This window comes from Streptomyces graminilatus (assembly GCF_001418565.1).
GTDB classification, from domain to species: domain Bacteria; phylum Actinomycetota; class Actinomycetes; order Streptomycetales; family Streptomycetaceae; genus Streptomyces; species Streptomyces graminilatus.
The window spans coordinates 1-17,910 of the sequence record NZ_LIQQ01000187.1 but is presented as its reverse complement, the minus strand read 5'-3'; the positions used below and the strand labels follow the sequence as shown (position 1 = coordinate 17,910).

The 17,910-nt window shown below is 70.9% G+C and carries 13 protein-coding genes; 5 read left to right on the top strand and 8 right to left on the bottom strand.

Features of this window, described 5'->3' with window-relative positions:
• Window positions 1-143 precede the first annotated feature (143 nt).
• The 7 genes from AOK08_RS17290 to AOK08_RS17260 form a co-directional block, all read right to left on the bottom strand.
• Window positions 144-1,082: a COG4705 family protein gene (locus AOK08_RS17290; protein WP_079054082.1), complete on the bottom strand. Its 939-nt coding sequence runs from the start codon at window positions 1,080-1,082 to the stop codon at window positions 144-146.
• A gap of 330 nt (window positions 1,083-1,412) precedes the next feature.
• A complete protein-coding gene (locus AOK08_RS17285) occupies window positions 1,413-2,081 on the bottom strand; it encodes a response regulator (protein WP_055526538.1) in 669 nt (222 codons plus the stop codon).
• Window positions 2,078-3,358: a sensor histidine kinase gene (locus AOK08_RS17280; protein ID WP_055526536.1), complete on the bottom strand. Its 1,281-nt coding sequence runs from the start codon at window positions 3,356-3,358 to the stop codon at window positions 2,078-2,080. Before AOK08_RS17280 ends, AOK08_RS17285 begins: the two co-directional genes overlap by 4 nt.
• Before the next feature lie 27 nt (window positions 3,359-3,385).
• Window positions 3,386-4,225: an ABC transporter permease gene (locus AOK08_RS17275; protein ID WP_055526534.1), complete on the bottom strand. Its 840-nt coding sequence runs from the start codon at window positions 4,223-4,225 to the stop codon at window positions 3,386-3,388.
• A complete protein-coding gene (locus tag AOK08_RS17270; RefSeq protein ID WP_055526532.1) occupies window positions 4,222-5,160 on the bottom strand; it encodes an ABC transporter ATP-binding protein in 939 nt (312 codons plus the stop codon). The genes AOK08_RS17275 and AOK08_RS17270 overlap by 4 nt, the downstream gene beginning before the upstream one ends.
• A 397-nt stretch (window positions 5,161-5,557) precedes the next feature.
• Window positions 5,558-7,117 (bottom strand): hypothetical protein, encoded by a 1,560-nt coding sequence (locus AOK08_RS17265; RefSeq protein WP_241826981.1) that lies wholly within the window; start codon window positions 7,115-7,117, stop codon window positions 5,558-5,560.
• A 236-nt stretch (window positions 7,118-7,353) separates the two neighbouring features.
• The gene (locus tag AOK08_RS17260; protein ID WP_055526530.1) at window positions 7,354-8,145 is read right to left on the bottom strand and encodes a COG4705 family protein; all 792 of its coding nucleotides are present in this window, start codon (window positions 8,143-8,145) and stop codon (window positions 7,354-7,356) included.
• 1,218 nt (window positions 8,146-9,363) lie between these two features.
• Between AOK08_RS17260 and AOK08_RS47375 the strand changes: the two genes are divergently transcribed.
• The 5 genes from AOK08_RS47375 (at window position 9,364) to AOK08_RS17235 (ending at window position 14,971) form a co-directional block, all read left to right on the top strand.
• A complete protein-coding gene (locus AOK08_RS47375; protein ID WP_055526528.1) occupies window positions 9,364-10,761 on the top strand; it encodes a peptidoglycan-binding protein in 1,398 nt (465 codons plus the stop codon).
• A gap of 297 nt (window positions 10,762-11,058) precedes the next feature.
• Window positions 11,059-12,195, top strand: a complete 1,137-nt coding sequence (locus AOK08_RS17250; protein ID WP_157876705.1) for a low temperature requirement protein A — start codon at window positions 11,059-11,061, stop codon at window positions 12,193-12,195.
• A gap of 95 nt (window positions 12,196-12,290) precedes the next feature.
• Entirely contained in the window at window positions 12,291-12,779 is a 489-nt protein-coding gene (locus tag AOK08_RS17245; RefSeq protein WP_055526545.1) for a cupin domain-containing protein, read from the top strand.
• Between the two features lie 150 nt (window positions 12,780-12,929).
• Window positions 12,930-13,676, top strand: coding sequence for an SDR family oxidoreductase (locus tag AOK08_RS17240; protein WP_055526523.1), 747 nt, complete (start codon window positions 12,930-12,932; stop codon window positions 13,674-13,676).
• A 119-nt stretch (window positions 13,677-13,795) separates the two neighbouring features.
• Window positions 13,796-14,971: a CopD family protein gene (locus AOK08_RS17235; RefSeq protein WP_055526521.1), complete on the top strand. Its 1,176-nt coding sequence runs from the start codon at window positions 13,796-13,798 to the stop codon at window positions 14,969-14,971.
• Between the two features lie 157 nt (window positions 14,972-15,128).
• Here the strand turns inward: AOK08_RS17235 and AOK08_RS17230 are convergent.
• Window positions 15,129-17,910 (bottom strand): glycosyl hydrolase family 95 catalytic domain-containing protein (locus tag AOK08_RS17230; RefSeq protein WP_055526518.1); only part of this gene is annotated, 2,782 nt, incomplete at its 5' end.

Below are 17,910 nucleotides of genomic sequence, written 5' to 3'. Positions count from 1 at the left end.
AGTGGGGCCTCGCTCACGCGAGGCCCCACTCTCCTGACCAGCGGTTTTGGGTCAGTACGCAACCGGCGGTCGGCCACGCCCGGAAGCGGCGGCTGCGGTCGGCCGGGGTCCCGCAACCGGACGCGGTCCGAGCACGGCGCCGTTCACACTCGATCAGCCCGCTCGGTGGCCCGGTCGTCGTACTCGCCCGTCTCCGGAGGCAGAACCGTGGACGGGACCGGGCGACGGCGCTGCTGGGCGTGGGCGTAGCCCGTCAGGCCGACCAGCACGGCCAGCAGCACGGCTGACGAACCCGCCGTACCGAGGTCGAGACCGCCCTTCGCGACCGGCTTGGTCAGGAAGTCGCCGGCTGTCGCCCCGAGGGGGCGGGTCAGCACGAAGGCGATCCAGAACAGCAGTACGTTCGACACCATGGGCGCCCTCATCAGGGCCACCAGCACCAGCAGGACTCCGGTCACCAGTGCCGCCCCGCCGGCGTAGCCGAGGCCCGAACTGTCGGACAGGAAGTCACCCATCGAGGTGCCGAGGGTGTTGGAGACGAGGATCGCCGTCCAGAACAGCGTCTCCCCACGGAAGCTGACGATGTCACGGATGACGAACGTCATCCCCGTCAGTTTCCACACGGCGAAGACGACAACCAGGATCGAGATCAGGATCGCCGCGCCCGCCGGGTATCCGAGGCCGAGGCCCTGGGGTCCCCAGCCCAGCGAAGCGGCGCCGCCCGAGAGGTACTTGGCGCTGGCGTCGCGGTTCATGAAGTCGGACATCGTGGTGCCGGCCATGCTGGTCGACAGGATGACCGTCCAGTAGAAGAACGGGTTGTAGCGGCGGGAGCGCAACTGAACGACCAGCGTCACCACGAAGAGCAGGAACAGGGCGACCGTGGTGAGGAAGTAGCCGAGCTTCAGGGTCTGGGCGAAGAGGTCGCCGGCCGTCTCGCCCAGAGTCGTCGCGGCCACCTTCATGACCCAGAACGCGAGGGTGACCTCGGGCAGCTTCTTCATCACCGCCCCGGCCGTGGTCGCGGCACGTCGCTGCCCGGCGGCACCGTCTAAGTCGGTGCGGACTTCGGAATTCTCCATGGTCGGACGCTCCTGTTCGTGAGGGGGTGGGCGTAAAAGGGCACCCGTCTCCGGATGGGGGCGGGCGCCCTGCGGTACACGGGCCGACCGCGCGGGCCGCCTGTGGGGTCCGACCATGTCGATGACCGCCTGAAAGTTTCCTGAACGCGTTCCGACAACCTGGAGCCTGACGGGATCCGCCGCTCCGGCCGAGGCCACGCGCACCCCGTACGACGTACCGCTGCTCGATCCGGGGCTGCCCGAGATGGACGGTCCGGAGGAGTTCGACCCGCTCACGGAACTCTTACGGGCCGGGAGGCTGTCCGGCCTTCACCGCTGCCGCTTGTCGCTTCAGTCCTCGTTGGGCCGGGCGAGACCGTGGTCGTAGGCGAAGATCACGGCCTGGATTCGGTCCCGGGCGCCGATCTTGGCGAGGACTCGGCCGACGTGGGTCTTGACGGTGGACTCGGACAGGACGAACCGGGTGGCGATCTCGCCGTTGGTCCAGCCCTTGCCGACGGCGACCAGGATCTCGTGCTCGCGGTCGGTGAGGGAGCCGAGTCCCGGGTCCTCGGCACAGTCCGCGCGGTGGGCGGGGACGTAGCGGGCGTACTCGTCCAGGAGGCGGCGGGTGAGGGCGGGCGCGATGACGGCGTCGCCGCAGGCGACCGCCCGGATGCCCGCGAGGAGCTCTTCGGGGCGCGCGTCCTTGAGGAGGAAGCCGCTGGCACCGGCGCGGATGGCGGCGTGGACGTACTCGTCGAGGTCGAAGGTGGTGAGCACGAGGACGCGCGAGCGGCCACCGGCGGCGACGATGCGGCGGGTGGCCTCGATGCCGTCCATGCCCGGCATCCGGACGTCCATCAGGACGACGTCCGGGCGCAGTTCGGCCGTCATGCGGACGGCCTCGGCGCCGTGGGCGGCCTCACCGACGACATCGGTCTCGGGGACGGAGTCCAGGAGGATGTGGAAGCCGTAGCGTTGCAGCGGCTGGTCGTCCACGATGAGCACGGTGGTCACCGGGCACCGCCCTCGGGTGTGAGGTCGAGGACGGCCTCGACGCTCCATCCTCCGCCGCCCGTCGGCCCCGCGCTGACGGTGCCGCCGTACAGAGCCGCTCTCTCCCGCATGCCCACCAGGCCGTGTCCTTCCTCGTTCGGCGGTCCGGACGGTGCGACCGGGCCGCTGTCATGCACCCGGACGGTCAGCCGGGCGTCCTTCTCGACGATCGCCAGCCGCACCAGGGTTTCGGTGCCGGCGTGCTTCAGGGTGTTGGTGAGGGCTTCCTGGACGATGCGGTACACCGTCAGCTGCACCCCGCTGTCCAGGGCGTCCACGTCGCCGGAGGTGCGGTAGACGACCTCGCGGCCGGCGGCGCGCACCTTGGCGCAGAGCGCGCCGATGTCCGCGATGCCGGGCTGTGGGCTGAGTTCGGGTCCGTCCGTCGGACCGCCGGTGGCCTCGCGCAGCACGCCGAGTACGCGCCGCAGTTCACCGAGGGCCTGCCTGCCGGTGTCGCCGATGAGCTGGAGGGCCTCCTTGCCCCGTTCGGGAGCGAGGTCGGTGGCGTAGGCGCCGGCGTCGGCCAGCGTGATGATGACGGACAGGTTGTGGCCGACGATGTCGTGCATCTCGCGGGCGACCCTGGTGCGTTCGGTGGCCGTGGCCAGCCTGCTGCGCTGGTCGCGCTCGATCTCCAGCCGCGCGGCCCGGTCCCGCAGTCCGGCGAGCTGGGCCCGGCGGATCCGTACCACCAGGCCGAGCGCGAGGGCCGCGGTCGCCGTGCCCAGCAGGAAGAACAGCGCGTCCCAGAAGGACACGGCCGACGGCACCCGGACCGCGACCAGTGTCATGGCACCCGCCATGGCCGCACAGGCCCACGGCAGCTGCCGCAGCCTGCCGTGCAGGGCGAGGCTGTACAGGGCGATGAAGAGGGCGACGTCGGCGCGCATCGCCGCGCCCAGGGACCACTGGAGGACGAACACCGCCGTGATGGCGGCGAACGCCACGAGGGGTTTGCGTCGCCGCCACAGCAGGGGCAGAACCAGTCCGGCCTGGAAGGCCAGCAGGCCCGCGACGGGCAGCTGGGTGAAGGCGAGGCGGAACCGGCGCGGACGGTCGCCGTCGTCCAGACCGCCGTGGAGCAGGTCGGGCAGGCAGAAGATCAGGAAGACCAGGACCACGACCGCGGTGTCCAGCGCCCACGGATGATTCCGGTCGGCCTGCCGCAGCCGCTGGCCGCCCCGGGAGACCCGGGCGACCAGCGGTCCCATCCCGCTGAGGTCATCGGTGGTCACGGACGTCACCTGTCCATGGTGCGGGCGTCAGACGTCGCTGCGCGCGAGCCGGTACGCCGCGCCGCCCAGGACCAGCGCCGTCCAGCAGAGGAGGACGAGCAGTCCGGCGCCCGGCGACAGGGTCGTGGAGTCGTGGGTCACCGCGAACATCGACTCGCCCGCGTTGGACGGCAGGTAGGGGCCGATGTGGTCCTTCCAGGAGCTGGGCAGCAGGGAGGTCAGTCCCGGGATCAGCATCAGGGTGGCCACCAGCACCGAGATCCCGCCCGCCACCGACCGCAGCAGCGCGCCCAGGGCGGTGCCGATCACCCCGACCAGGCCGAGGTAGAGCCCCGCGCCCAGCAGGCTGCGCGGGACGCCCGCGTGCGAGAGGCCCATGGCCGCGGGTGTGCCCGAGACGATTCCGCTCCCGGTCAGGAAGGCGACGAACCCGCCGAGCGTTCCCACGGCCAGCGCGACCAGCCCGAACACCACTGCCTTGGACCACAGGACGGGGAGCCGGCGGGGGACCGCCGCGAGGGTCGAGCGGATCATGCCGGTCGAGTACTCCCCCGCCGTGACCAGCACGCCGAGGACCCCCAGGGCCATCTGGGCGAAGTGCGTACCGAAAAGGGACAGGCTCACGGCCGTCGCACCGGCGAAGTCATGGTCCATGTGCCCGGAGGTGATCCCCGACTTGTAGCGGTTCGCGGAGATCAGGCCGAAGGCCACCAGGAACACCAGGCCGAGCCCCAGCGTGATCCAGGTCGAGCGCAGGGACCACAGCTTGGCCCATTCGGAGGCGAGCACGCGCCGTCCGGTCACCCGGTAGGCGGGGCGGGCGGAGGTGGTCCGGGGTTCCTCGGCGGTTTCGGTGAGGGTGCTCATGCGGGCCTCCCGACAGACTCGGTGCCGGTCGTGGTGCCGTGGTACTCCACGGCATCCCTGGTCAGGTCCATGAACGCCTCCTCCAGTGACACGGTCCGTGCGCTCAGCTCGAACAGCGCGATGCCGTGCTCGGCGGCCTTCAGTCCGATCTCGCGGGCGGTCAGCCCGGTCACCCGCAGTTCCTCGGAGCCGATCCGGCCGCTGACGTCGACGCCCGGCCCCGCCAGCACGTCACGCAGCCGCGCCGGGTCCTGCGTCACCACCTTCACCGTGTCGCCGCCCGCCTCGCGGATCAGGTCCGCGACGGTCGTGTCGGCCAGCAGCCGCCCGCGCCCCACGATGATCAGGTGGTCCGCCACCAGGGCCATCTCGCTCATCAGGTGCGAGGACACGAACACCGTCCGGCCCTCGTCGGCGAGCCCCTTCAGCAGGTTGCGGATCCAGAGCACGCCCTCCGGGTCCAGCCCGTTGACCGGCTCGTCCAGCATCACCGTCCGCGGATCGCCCAGCAGCGCCGCCGCGATGCCCAGCCGCTGGCCCATCCCGAGGGAGAAGGCGCCGGCCCGCTTCTTCGCCACGCTGCCCAGTCCGGCGAGGCCGATGACCTCGTCGACCCGGCGGCCCGGGATGCCGTGGGTCAGGGCGAGGGCTTTGAGGTGGTTGTACGCCGAACGGCCCGGGTGGACCGACTTCGCCTCCAGGAGGGCGCCGACCTCCTGGAGCGGTGCCTGGTGGCGGGCGTAGTGGTGCCCGTTCACGGTGACGGAGCCCCTGGTCGGGGCGTCGAGGCCGACGATCATGCGCATGGTCGTGGACTTGCCCGCGCCGTTGGGCCCCAGAAAGCCGGTCACCGTTCCCGGCTTCACGACGAAGTCCAGCCCGTCGACGGCCGTCTTCTCGCCGTACCTCTTGGTCAGCTGCCGTGCGTCGATCATTCGCGCTCTCCCTGTCGGCTCCGGCGCCGGTCTCCTCGGACGCCTCACCGGCAACGCTAGGTGCCCGATCCCTGGATCCGGTGGTACCGGAAGGCTGAACCACCCCGCGCGCGTAGAACCCCGGTACTACGCGACCATCTGCGGTGTTGCGGTGTTTCCGTCGGTGCCCGGCCCGGATCACCGGACGGGGCGGCGGGCCGGCGCCGCCAGGACCAGCGGGCCGGGAAGCAGCGGCGGCCAGGCGTGATCGGCGCGGCGGCAGGCCGATCGGCCCCGGCGTCCCCCATGTGCCGGTGCGCGGCCGGCAGCCGGACGGCCGCCCTCACCACCACGACCGCGGTGACGGTGAGCCGCCGTAGCCCGCCGAGGCCACGGGACGGGGGAACGCCGGTGGCGCTCACCGCCGTCCTCCCCCCGCCGGGGCGGGTGCGACGTACACGCGCAGGTCGGCCACCCGGTGCGGGATCCAGGAACGGGCGTACGCGGGCGGGCCGACGCCCGGTGCCACCAGCGTGGCGGTGGGCAGCCGGAGGGCGGTCCGCCCGATGCCGGCCGACGTGCTGTTGGCGTCGTGGCCGGCGGTCGCCGCGGACGAGCAGCCCGCGTAGTAGGCGATCGGGACGTAGTTCTCTCCGGTGACCAGACAAGGCGGTCGGACGCCCAGCCGGTGCAGCCCGGCGGCGACGGCGGCCCACTCACGGTGGGCCGCCGTGGTACGCCGCACAGTGCGCTCCAGCACCACGAACTGCACGGCCAGATGCCCGGCCAGGGCGAGCGTCAGCAGCGCCACGGTCAGCGGCCGACGGATCCGTCCGGGCGCCCGGACCAGGTGCGCCAGAAGACCGGCGGCCGGAAGGGCGAGCAGTGCGTATGCGGGCAGCAGGAAGCGGGGTGCCGCGTAGCCGATCAGGAAGAGGTACGGGAAGGCCGCCGAGGCGGCGCAGGCCACCGGTACGAGCGTGGCGGCGGGGCGACGGGCGCGGACGGCGACCACGGCCGCGAGGGCGGCGAGCAGCGGCAGGACGTACCACCACAGGGTCGCCAGGACAGCGGGCGCGGCGCTGGTGCACGGGCGGCACAGCGTACGTCCGCCCAGCGCGCGCAGTTGGTCTCCGACGGCGATGTTCCAGCCGAGGCCGCCCTGGATGCGGGACGCGTCGGACAGGCGTTGGGCCAGTCCGCCGTAGGAGACGTACGCCTCCACCACCCACTCGGCCGCCCCGGCCGCGAGACCGCCGACCAGCGCCACCAGCAGCGCGGGGCGCCGCCACCGCCGTACACACAGCAGCAGGACGAGAAGAGGAAGGGTCGCCCATACCGCGTCCGTGGGGCGCATCGAGGCCATCAGGGCCGCGCTCAGGCCCACGCCCCACAGGGCCGGGCGGTCGAAGCGGTTCGCCTGCGCACGCAGGAAGCAGCCCGCGCAGGCCAGGGCGCCGACCGCTACCCAGTAGTTGGGCATGGCCTGTGGGCCGTAGAACAGCGTCACCCACAAGGTGGCGAACAAGGCGCCCCCGGCCACGAGCACCCGGGCGGAAACGACGCCCCGCCAGGCGCGCAGCGCGAGGTAGAGGGCGAGGCCGGACAGGACGGCCAGGTAGACCCGCAGCAGCGTGGTGGACGACGACCAGGCGGCGACCGGCAGCACCAGCAGCGGGACGCCGCGGGCGCGCGGGGCGCTGAAGAACGCGGCCGGCGCGTGGGGGGAGACCTGGCTGACGTAGACCGACTCGTCCCAGCCGAGACCCATCCCCGGCCGCACGAGAAGGAGTTGGGCCACGGTGAAAGCGCCGGCCACCACCGCGAGCGCCACCTCGCCCCGGGACCGCCGGGCGGAACGGACAGCCGTCGTCGGGCCGAAGCCGGGCGGACCGGGCGATGCGGCCCGCGCACTGTCCGTGGCCCGCACGCTGTCCGTGGCCTGCGGACCGTCCGTGGCCTGCGGACCATCGCTCATTTCGCTCCCCTGTCCCCTGTCCCCTACGGCCTGTAGGGCTGCGGCACATCCCTCGGACCGGGAGGCCCCTACACGGTGCAAGGTCTCAGTCATGGCCGGCAGGGGCTCGCGGGGCAGAGCCGAACGGCGTAACGCCGGTGAGCTGGAGAGCGAGGTAGTCGCCGCGCCGTGGGCGGCGGAGCGGGCGCCGACTCCGGCGGAGGTCCGGGCCGGACTCGACGGCACCGTCCCGCCCGTCACGGCATGGCGTCGTGAGGGATGTCTTTGCGAGATACGGCCAGATAGCCGACGAACCCGAGAATGGCCACCGTCCAGGACAGCGTGACCGGCCCCAGGCCCAGGTCGAGTCCGCCCCGGGCGTGACCGACAGCCATCCAGTCGGCGACGGAGGCACCGAGCGGGCGGGTGATGACGTACGCGGTCCAGAACGCGGCCACCGCGTCCAGGCGGCCCCAGCGGTGAGCAGCGGCCGGAACGGCGATCGCGGCGGCGTACAGGACGGCGGAGCCCAGGTATCCGAGGCCGATCGTGGCGGTGAGATCACCCGCGGCGGTGCCCAGCGCGAACGTGGCCAGCACGGCGGCCCAGTAGAAGGTCTCGCGGCGCCGGGTGTGGACGCTGTGGATGGACAAGGTGCGTTCGCTGCGGTACCAGAGGGCGAAGACGGCGGCCAGCGCGGCCATGAAGAACGGGGTCGAGAGCGAGTACGGCACGCCGAGGCCGACGTGGAGGACGTCGGCGGCCATCGTGCCGAACACGCTGACCATGACGATCGCCGTCCAGTAGATCCAGGCCACGTACCGACGGACAGCGAGCTGCACCGCCAGGGCGGCCACCAGGGCGACGCCACCGAGGCCGACCGCAGGGACCGGACCGAGCACATGGGCCAGGAAGTCGGAGGCAGTCTCGCCCATTCCGGTCGTGAGTACCTTGATGATCCAGAAGTAGACGGTCACCTCGGGCACCTTGCTCGCCATGTGTCGTGCGCGGTGCGAGGGCCGGTCGTCCTTGAGGTGATGTGTCGTCATGGCAGGCACGATGGCATGGTGCCCGACGGTTCCCCCAGACCCCTTTGCCAGAGTTTTGGCGCTTCTGGTGCTTGAGTTGCCCGAGACCCGTCCGGGCCTGAGCACAACCTGAACGCAGTGGCCGATGGGCTGGTCAGCGGCGTGCGACCGGCGATAAGGCGATCTCCCGGCGCCATCGCGAGCGGGGCGAGGCCGCAGCCGTCAGGAGAGTGTCGCGGCTCGCCCCTGACCCGGCAGAGGCTTCCGGCATGAGGCCCGCCGTCTCTCCCCCCGGGTGCCGCCCCCTTTGACGCCGGGACCGGCGGCCGGTCAGTGCGAGCGCCGGTCGCATGCCGATGCGTACAGCCGGCGCGGTTCATGGGTGCCTGACCTGGTTTTCACCCGTCAGGCGCCTTTCGCTCCGCACGCGACACACCCGCGCGACGCCGTAGACATTCGGATCCTCGGCCTTTGCCTTCCCGAACACCCTGCGGGCCGGCTCCACTTGCCGTCGAGGTCGTGGCGATCGGGCGGATCAGGCGGATCGGGCGTGAGCACGAACGTGGGTGTTGAGGTCGCCTCGTGGACCAGGTCAAGAGACAAGAAACGGCCGGCGATGGGGTGGTAAAGACGCACCGAGTCGGTCGTCCGGAAGGTGTGGGTTGGCGGCTTGGGCGGTGCGGGAGCACCGGACCGGGGCTTCGGGAGCTCCGTCCGCGGTGATCGTCGGCCTGGCGCCTGGCGTCCTCAGCGCCGGGCGACCGGCGTGACTTGCCGTCGTTGCGGGTGCGTATGAACACCTGCTCTCAAGTCACCCTTCAGATGTTTAGTTTTCCATCAACTTCGTTTCGTGATCGGGTACTTGACCAGTACGGTGGCGCTCGCCGCGCTGGGAGAGCCAACGTTCGACCAGCAGTTGGACTCTGGGAGAGCCGTGCTGCGAGGAATCACCGGGGCTTGTCATGCCCCGGCGGGGGAAGACCGGTGAGCGTCGGCGGGCCGTTGATCGTGCCGGTCCGTCTCGACGCACTGTGCCTGGCCCACGATCTCCTGACCGAATCCGTCACCGCGCGCCCTTCGCCGCCCCCTGCCCTTCCCGTGGCACCGCGCGGCCCGATGTGTTCCGACCGGCGCCCGGAGCGGGGAACGCGCTCACCTCATGCCCTCCCCGCCCGGGCACCTGCTTCGCCCCGCACCAGCGGGAAGACCTCCGCCAGTCCCGAAACCCGGAGTTCCGACATGACCACCTTCCACGTCGCGGTCGACCACACCGACCCCGGCACCCACGACATCACCACCACCTATCTGGGCACCGCCGACCAGGCCCACGTCGACCAGGTACGCGCCCTCGCCGAACTTCCGGGCTCCGAGCGCCAGGTCAAGGAACACCCGCGGATCGAGGGTGCCTTCATGGTCCTGCGCGACGACGGCGACCTGGACGTGTACGTTCCCACCGACGCGGCCGAGCCTCTCGCGCACGAGCCCGGCCCGCTGCCGGAGACGAACGACGACGAAGGCGACGGCCCCGGCCCGGTCGGCGTCCGGTCCGTGCAGCCCCTGGGCGGCGACAGCCACACCGCGAACACTCTGCTGGCCGACAACTCGGGCCCGGCGTACATCGACGGCGTGACCCGGTTCGGCTCGCAGCGCATCGGTGGAGACATGGACACCCCGAACGAGCCGCCGCGGGCCGTGTGGCACACCACCGAGTCCCCGGCCGGCGGCGACTACTTCACCTCCGTGGCGGCCTACCTGATGCGCGGCGCGGTGGAACCGCAGGTGATCTACTGCCCCGTCACCGACCGGCTGGGCCAGTTCGGGCCCCTGGACCAGTCCGCGAGGGCGCTGAAGAACGACGGCACTCAGCGCACGAACCGGACCGGCAAGGTCTGCGTCCAGGTCGAGGTGCTGGGACGTGCCCGGGATCCCTGGACGAACGGGTTCGACCCGAAGGACAAGCCGAACTTCCAGAAGCTGCTCGCCGCGATACGCGCGCACGGCATCCCGGACGTGTGGCCCGTCGGGGCCCCGCCGGCCACCGCGGAGGACGCGACGGAGCGTCCCAGACTCACCTGGGAGAACAAGGGCGGCCACTACGGGCACTCCCAGATCCCCGGCCAGGACCACTGGGACCCGGGGGCCGTGGACATCGACATCGTGCCGGGCAGGCCCCACTCCGACGGCGGGGGAACCCCTCCGGCCAACGGGTCCGGCACCTACACGGTGAAGGCGGGCGACACCCTGACGTCCATCGCGGCGGCGCACCGGACAACCGTGGCCGCCCTGCTGTCCCTCAACGCCATCAAGGACGCCGACGCGATCTCCGTGGGACAGCGACTGAAACTGCCGACGGCGGGCCCGGCGAAGCATCCGGCACCGGCACCTCGGTACGAGCCGTTTCCCGGGACCGGCTTCTTCCGTCCCGGCCGCCGCAGCCCCGTCGTCACCGCCCTCGGAAGGCGCCTGGTGGCGCTCGGTTTCGGCAAGCACTACACCTCGGGTCCCGGACCCGAATGGTCGGACGCGGACAGGCGCAACGTCGCCGACTTCCAGCGCTCCCGGACCGAGCTGGCCGGTGACGCGGACGGGATCCCGGGCCCCAAAACCTGGGCGGCGCTGAGGATCCCGAAGCTCTGAGGCGTGCTCCGCATGAGGCGCCGCAGCCGAGGCCGAAGGCGGCGAAGGCACGGCTGCGGCGACCTCCTCGGGGGTCGCGCGGTGCCCGCGACGGAACACGCGCCGCGCTTCGCGGGTCGTTGGACGGATCACGCAGCGCACATCGGTGACACGGCCGGCCAAGGGCGGTGAACGGTGACCTGCGGTGTGGTCGACAGCGGCGGGGCGCTCATGCGGTGAGCGGACAGACCCGTGACACGGGGCCGGCTGCCCGGCCTGAACTGGTGTGTGTGGGCCGAGGTTGGCACAATCGCCGCCGTGACCGATGAGATAACCAAGCCCCGCCCGCCGGACCAGGGCACGGTGGAGTCCGTCCGGCCGCTGGAGCTATTCTTCGATCTGGTCTTCGTCTTCACGATCACTCAGGTCGCGTCGGTCCTCAACGAGCTGCCGACGCCGGTCGGCCTCGCACGGGCGGCGGCGCTGCTGTCGATCATCTGGTGGATGTACGGGGGCTACGCCTGGCTGACCAACGCACTCGACCTGGACCGCACGGGCCCCCGGCTGCTCCTCCTGACCGGAACAGCGGGGTTCTTCGTCATGTCGATCACCGTGCCCAGGGTCGCCGAACGGGGCCCGTGGGCGTGGCTGTTCGGTGCGAGCTATCTCGTCGTGGTCGTCATTCATCTGGTCGGGTTCATCGGGACGTCGGGGCATCGCGGCATCATGCGTGTCGGGCCGCTCAACGTGGTGATGGCCCTCGTCGTCCTGGCCGCCGGACTGGTTCCGCCCGGCACGCGGCCCTGGCTGTGGGTGGTGGCCTGGGTCATGGTGCTGGCGACGCCCGTCGTCGCCGGGATCGGTGAATTCACCGTGGGGGCCGGGCACTTCGTGGAGCGGCACGGACTCGCGGTGATCATCGTGCTCGGCGAGTCGATCGTCGAGGTCGGTGGCGTGGCCTCGGCGGAGAACGAGATGGCCACGGTGATCACCGGCGCGCTCCTCGTACTGGCGCTGAGCGCGGCGATGTGGTGGCTCTACTTCGGCCGCGAGGAACGCGAGAGCGAGGCCCGCCTCGCACGGGTGCCGGCGGACCGGCGACCGCACGTCGCCATCTACTCCTTCGGCTACGCCTACTTCGTCGTCGTCTACGGCATCGCGGTCGCGGCGGTCGGGATGGAGAAGTCCATCCACGGGTTCCACCACGCGTCACACGGTGTCCCGGCCCTGCTCCTGCCGCTCGGCATCTCCCTGTACCTGGCCGGCCTCGCGTGCTTCCACCGCGCCCTCGCCGGAACCTGGCCGCTCGCCCGGCTGTGGGCGGCACTCGCCGTCGCCGCGCTGGTCACCCCCGCCGCGCTGTACCTCAGCGGAGCGGCGGCACTCGTGTCCGCACTCCTGGTGCTGCTCGGGCTCATCCTGTGGGAGAACCGCCACTGGGACCGGGCGAGGTGAGCGAGGCCGTGTCACACACCGTGGGACCACATGGTCAATAGTGTGGACGCGCACACGGAACCGCCTCTCGCACCGCGGATTTCACACAAGGGATGGTGAGCATGTCGTATCCGGAGCAGGTGTATCGGGGAGACGGCGGGGAGGTCAGCGCCGGCTTCCGCCCGGCGGACACCCCGCCCGGCGTCGGTGAGACGGGGAAGGACGCCATTCACTACCTGGCTACGACGCGGACCACACGGGGCGAGTTCGGGCTCTACCGGGTCGAGATGAGCGCGCGGGCCGGCGGCCCCAGGACGCACTTCCACAAGACCATCTCGGAGTCCTTCTACATCCTCGACGGCACCGTGCGTCTCTTCGACGGAGCCCAGTGGATCGACGGCCGGAAGGGGGACTTCCTGCATGTGCCGCAGGGTGGCCTGCACGCCTTCCGCAACGACTCCGACGCCCCGGCCGAAATGCTGCTGCTCTTCACCCCGGGCGCACCGCGTGAGGAGTACTTCGAGAAGGTGTCGGAGATGGCCGATGCCACGGACGAGGAACGTGCCGGGTTCTTCGACAGGCACGACTCCTACTTCGTGGACTGACCGCGAACGGCCTTGCCGTGACATCTCTGCCCGGTCTCCCGGATCTTTCCGCCGGGAAGGACTGAGCCCCCTGTCACAGACCGAGTCGCTGTCCGGTCTCTTCTGGTGCGGTCCGAATGTGACCAGGCAGACCCACGAGAGGAATCCGTTATGAAGGTCGTAGTGATCGGTGGCACCGGGCTCATCGGCTCGAAGCTGGTCGGCGAGCTCAACGAGCACGGCCACGAGGCGGTCGCGGCGGCGCCGAGCACCGGCGTCAACACCCTGACGGGCGAAGGCCTGGCCGAGGTCCTCAAGGGTGCGTCGGTCGTCGTGGACGTGTCCAACTCGCCCTCCTTCGAGGACAGCGCCGTCATGGACTTCTTCCGTACGTCCACGGCCAACCTCCTCAAGGCGGAGGCCGAGGCCGGTGTGGCACACCATGTGGCGCTGTCCGTGGTCGGCACCGACCGTCTCCTGGGAAGCGGCTACTTCCGCGCCAAGCAGGCCCAGGAAGAGCTGGTCAAGGCGTCCGGCATGCCGTACTCCATCGTCCACGCGACGCAGTTCTTCGAGTTCGCGAAGGGGCTCGCCGACGGGGTCACCGAGGGCGACACCGTGCGCCTGCCCGCCGGGAGGATCCAGCCCATCGTCTCCGACGACGTCGCCGCGGCAGTCGGCCGTACGGCGGTCGGCGACCCGGCCAACGGCGTGGTGGAGGTGGCCGGTCCCGAGGCGTTCCAGCTCGAGGAGTTCATCCGCATGGGGCTCACCGCCCAGAACGACCCCCGCGAGATCGTCACGGACCCGCGGGCGACGTACTGGGGCGCCGAACTGGAGGACGACACGCTCCTGCCGGGTCCCGACGCGCACATCGCCGAGACCACGTTCGCCGACTGGCTCGCCCGGCAGAAGTAGGCCCCCGGGTGGCCCCGTCGCCCGACGGGGCCACCCACCCTTGTCCTGAGCCGGAATTCATACGCGACCACGCCCACCAGCTGTGCGATTTTACTCTAAACTTAGGTTAGCCTCACCTTATGAGTGCACTGCTGCTGGCCGCGGAGACGGCCGGATACACCCTGCCCACATCCTGGCGGGCCATGACCAAGACGGGCTACTTCATCGGCCTGACCGGCGCCATCGGCGGTCTTGTCACCTACGCCACCACTGTTCGCCCCTCCGTCATGGGATCTTCCGACCCGGCCGACGACGTCGCCGTGCTGCGCCGTCGGTCTGCGAGCTTCCTCGCATGGTCCGGCGTGGTGCTGCTGGTGGCCGGATACCTCCAACTCGCCGCGCGTGTGGCCCGGTCAGGCGAAGGCATGCCGTTCGGCGACGCGCTCGCCCCGCACCGGATATGGCAGTTCCTGCGGGCCCCGGCCGACAAGGGCGACTGGATCGCGCAGGGCACCATCTTCCTGGTGCAGAACATCGTCCTGCTCGTCACCGCGGCCGTCCTCATGACCCTGTTCGCCCCCGGCGCCCGGCGAAGACTCGACGCGATCGCCCTCACCGCCCTGCCCCTCGCACTCGCGGTGACACTGATCCCCTCGGTCCCGGCCACCGCCCCGGAGAGGGCTGCCGACCTCCTCGACCGGGCCTTCACCCAGGTCCACATCATCAGTGGCACGGTGTGGCTCGGCGGTCTGGTCCTGCTGAGCGTCCTCGCCGGTACCCGCCGGCACTTGAGCTCCGACGCGGGTCTGGTCTGGGCCGACATGTGGCGCCGCTTCAGCTTCGTCGCGATGGTCTGCGTCGCCGCCGTCGTCGTCTCGGGCCTGTGGATGAGCTGGGAACACGTCGGCTCGATCAGCCAGTTGTGGACCACCGGTTACGGCATCGCCCTGCTGGTGAAGCTCGTCCTCGTCCTGGGGCTGGTCACCGCGGGCGCCTTCAACCAGTTCTGGCTGATGCCGCGCATGGCCCAGGCCCGCCGCGCGGGCGAGACCACGTCACTCTTCCTCCTGACGCTGCGGCACTTCCCCAAGGTCGTCTGGGGCGAGATCGTCCTGGGCCTGGCCGTCCTCGTGGTGGTCCCCTTCCTCACGGGTTCCGCCCGTACGGAAGCCGGTGTCCCGGACGCCGAGCCGTCGGCCGGCGTGTTCGCCGCGGGCGCGGCCCTCACCCTCACCCTCGCCGTGTCCCTCTGGGCCACGGCCAAGGCATCCGACGCGCTCTCCCGCCGACCGGCCACCGCTGCCGATCCTGCCTGACCGGCAGCGCGGCCGGGCCGCCCTGACCTCGCGAGCGCGGAGTCACAGCGCGGCGCCTCCTGTACTCCGGAGGCGCCGCGTCGGTGTTCTCGACGACGGGGGGCACGGACCGCCGCTCGTCGGCCGGGTGACCGGGTGCCCGCGCGGCACCCGTGGCTCACACCGCCACGATCTGCCACTCCTGGTTCGAGCCGCCGTCGGTGGACCACTGGATGACTCGGGTGCCGTCAGCCGTGGCGCCGTTCTCCGCGTCCGCGCACAGGCCGCTCCTGGCATTGACGAGGCGGTAGTGGCCGCCGCTCGTGGGGACGAGCTTCCACCACTGGTGAGACGCCGAGTCGTCCGTCCACTGGTCGAGGACCTGCCCCTTGGCGGTCGATCCTCCCGGTGACTCCAGGACCTTTCCGCTCCTGACGCTCGCCAGACGGAAGGACCCGTCGTGGTTCGGCAGGAAGCGCCACTGCTGGTTGGTGCCGCCGTTCCACGGCCACAGGATCGCCGTGGCCCCGGAGGCGGTCGAACCGTCCTTGAGGTCCAGCACCTTGCCGCTTCTGCGGTTCACCAGGCGGAAGGCGCCGGTGAGCAGGCCGATGGTGACGGTCGTCCGGGTTCCCGCGGTCAGGGACACGACCCGGGCGTGACCGCCCAATGACGACGGGGCGACTGTCGCCGCCGTGGTCACCGATGTCATGCCGCGACGGGAGATCAGGGTGATGTCCTGGGTGACGGCCGAGGTCAGGACGACGGTCGCCGTGCGCCCCGCGAGATCCCAGGCCAGGCTCTCGATCCGGATCCGGTTGCGGCCCAGTACGCCCTTGATGGTGCCCTTGGCGAGCTGGTCGGGCAGGGCGGGCAGCAGTTCGAGGATGCCTGGGCGGGTGTAGAGCAGTACCTCGGAGAGCATCGCGGGCAGGGCGTTGGCCGCGTCCGCGTTGTAGGTCGTCAGGTTGGGGTTGTGGGAGGTCATCAGCGACCTGAAGACCATGTTGTTGCCGACGATTTTCCTGATGTTGCCGTAGACACCGGCGCCGTCCTTGAGGCGGGCCCGGGCGAAGGTCCGGTGAATGGCGCCGTGGGCGGCCTTGGTCTCGTCGCCGCGCAGGTCGAGGGCCTTGCGGGCGCGCAGCACCAGGTCCGGCTCGTCCTCGGGGTTGATCTCGTGGAGGGGCCAGGCGCCGTACATGTGCTGGGCGTGGTTGTTGTTGTAGTGGTCGGTGAGGCTGGGCCAGGCCCATTCCGCCAGGGCTCCGTCGCCGTTGACACGGTGTGCGGGCATTTTGGCCAGCAGCGCCGTCCAGCGCGCCACGCCCTGTCCGCTGCCCTGCTCGACGCCCAGGGTGTTCGCCGCGTCGATGGCCGCTTCGAGGGCGTGCCGGCCGGCGGCGATCTCCCCGGTCGCGTTGACCGACAGGAACTGGTTGGTGTTGCCGGGTTTGTTCTCCACCGAGAAGCACGGTACGAAGACGACCTTGCCGTCGGCGTCGGTGCGGGTGAGGAAGTCCTCGTAGAACAGGGCGAGTTCCATCAGGGCGGGGCCGAGCCTGTTCTTCAGGAAGGCCGCGTCACCGGTGACCTGGTAGTACTCCAGGAGCGGGTAGAGCAGCCAGTCGGCGCCGCCGGTCCAGGTCTGACCGGCGAAGCCTCCGTCGAAGTGGAGCATGTGGCCGGATTCGCCGTCGGTACGGATGGGGGCGAGGAAGCCGCGCGTGCCGTAGATGTTCCGGGCGTTGGTGCGCCAGTCGGCGAGTTGCCCCAGTACGAGGTCGAAGTAGCCCTGCATGGCGTCGGTGAGGTCGAGGATGTTGCCGCCCGCGACCTGGAAGTTGACGTTGGCGTCGGTGGTGAAGTCGTCCGCCCAGGCACCGTTCCAGGTGCCGGTCCAGATGCCGGTCAGCCGGGGTGGCAGGATCCCGCTGGAGCTGACGAAGAAGTAGCGGCCGGAGTCGTAGAGGCGTTCCAGCAGGGCCGGGTCGATGACCGACCTGTCGTTGTTCTGACGTGCGATCAGCTCACTGGTGGACAATCGCCGGTCGGCCGCGGAGACGTCGAGGTCCAGGCTGGAGCGGTCGTACAGCGCCGAGTGCGGGGTGCTGTGGCGGGACAGCAGGGTGGCGTAGTCCGCGGTGAGGGCGGCCAGCGCGCTGTGCAGCGGCTTGGGGTCCCAGCCGGTGGAGGTCTCGTACCGGCCCAGCTTGGTCAGCAGCAGCACCTTGGTGGCGCGGGCCACGACCAGGGTCGAGCCGCTGACGGTCACCGAGGCGCCGGGTCCCGATACGACGACCCGGGTGACACCCTCGTAGCCGAACGCGCCCTGTCCGGCGGGGTAGGTGCCGCGCAGGTTCAGGTAGCCGTCTCCGCCGCTCACCGTGGCCGTCGTGGCGAAGGTGACGCTCGACGGGGTGCCCTCCAGCGCGGTGTTGACGCTGAGGGTGGTGTCGACGGTGCGGCCCGTCGCGGGCAGCAGTTCGTGGACGACGACCTTGTCGGCGCGGGAGGCGAAGGCGTGCCGCTTCCAGGTACCGGCCTGGTCGGTCCAGGTGTGGGTGACCTCGCCGGTGCGGAAGTCGGTGATGCGGGCGTAGTCGTTGACCGTGGTCATGCCGGGGGTGCTGAGCTGGAGCTCGTAGCCGGGGTGGTACGTCTGGGTCCACTTCAGGCTCCAGCCGGAGGCGAACGTCGACTGCGCCCCGGAGTAGTCACCGGCCAGCGCCTTGTCCCGTACGGAGTCCAGTCGGCCGGAGATCACCGGTGGCGCTGTGTCGCGGGTGCCGTTGGGCAGCACGAACCGCTGGTGGTTGAAGATGACCTTCTCCAGCGCGGGCGCCCCGTACAGAAGGGCGCCGTACTCGCCGTTGCCGGTGAGGAAGCCGTCGGTCCATGAGGACGCGGTCGCCGTGTCGTAGATGCCCCGGTCGGGGAGGGTGACCTGGGGCGGGACG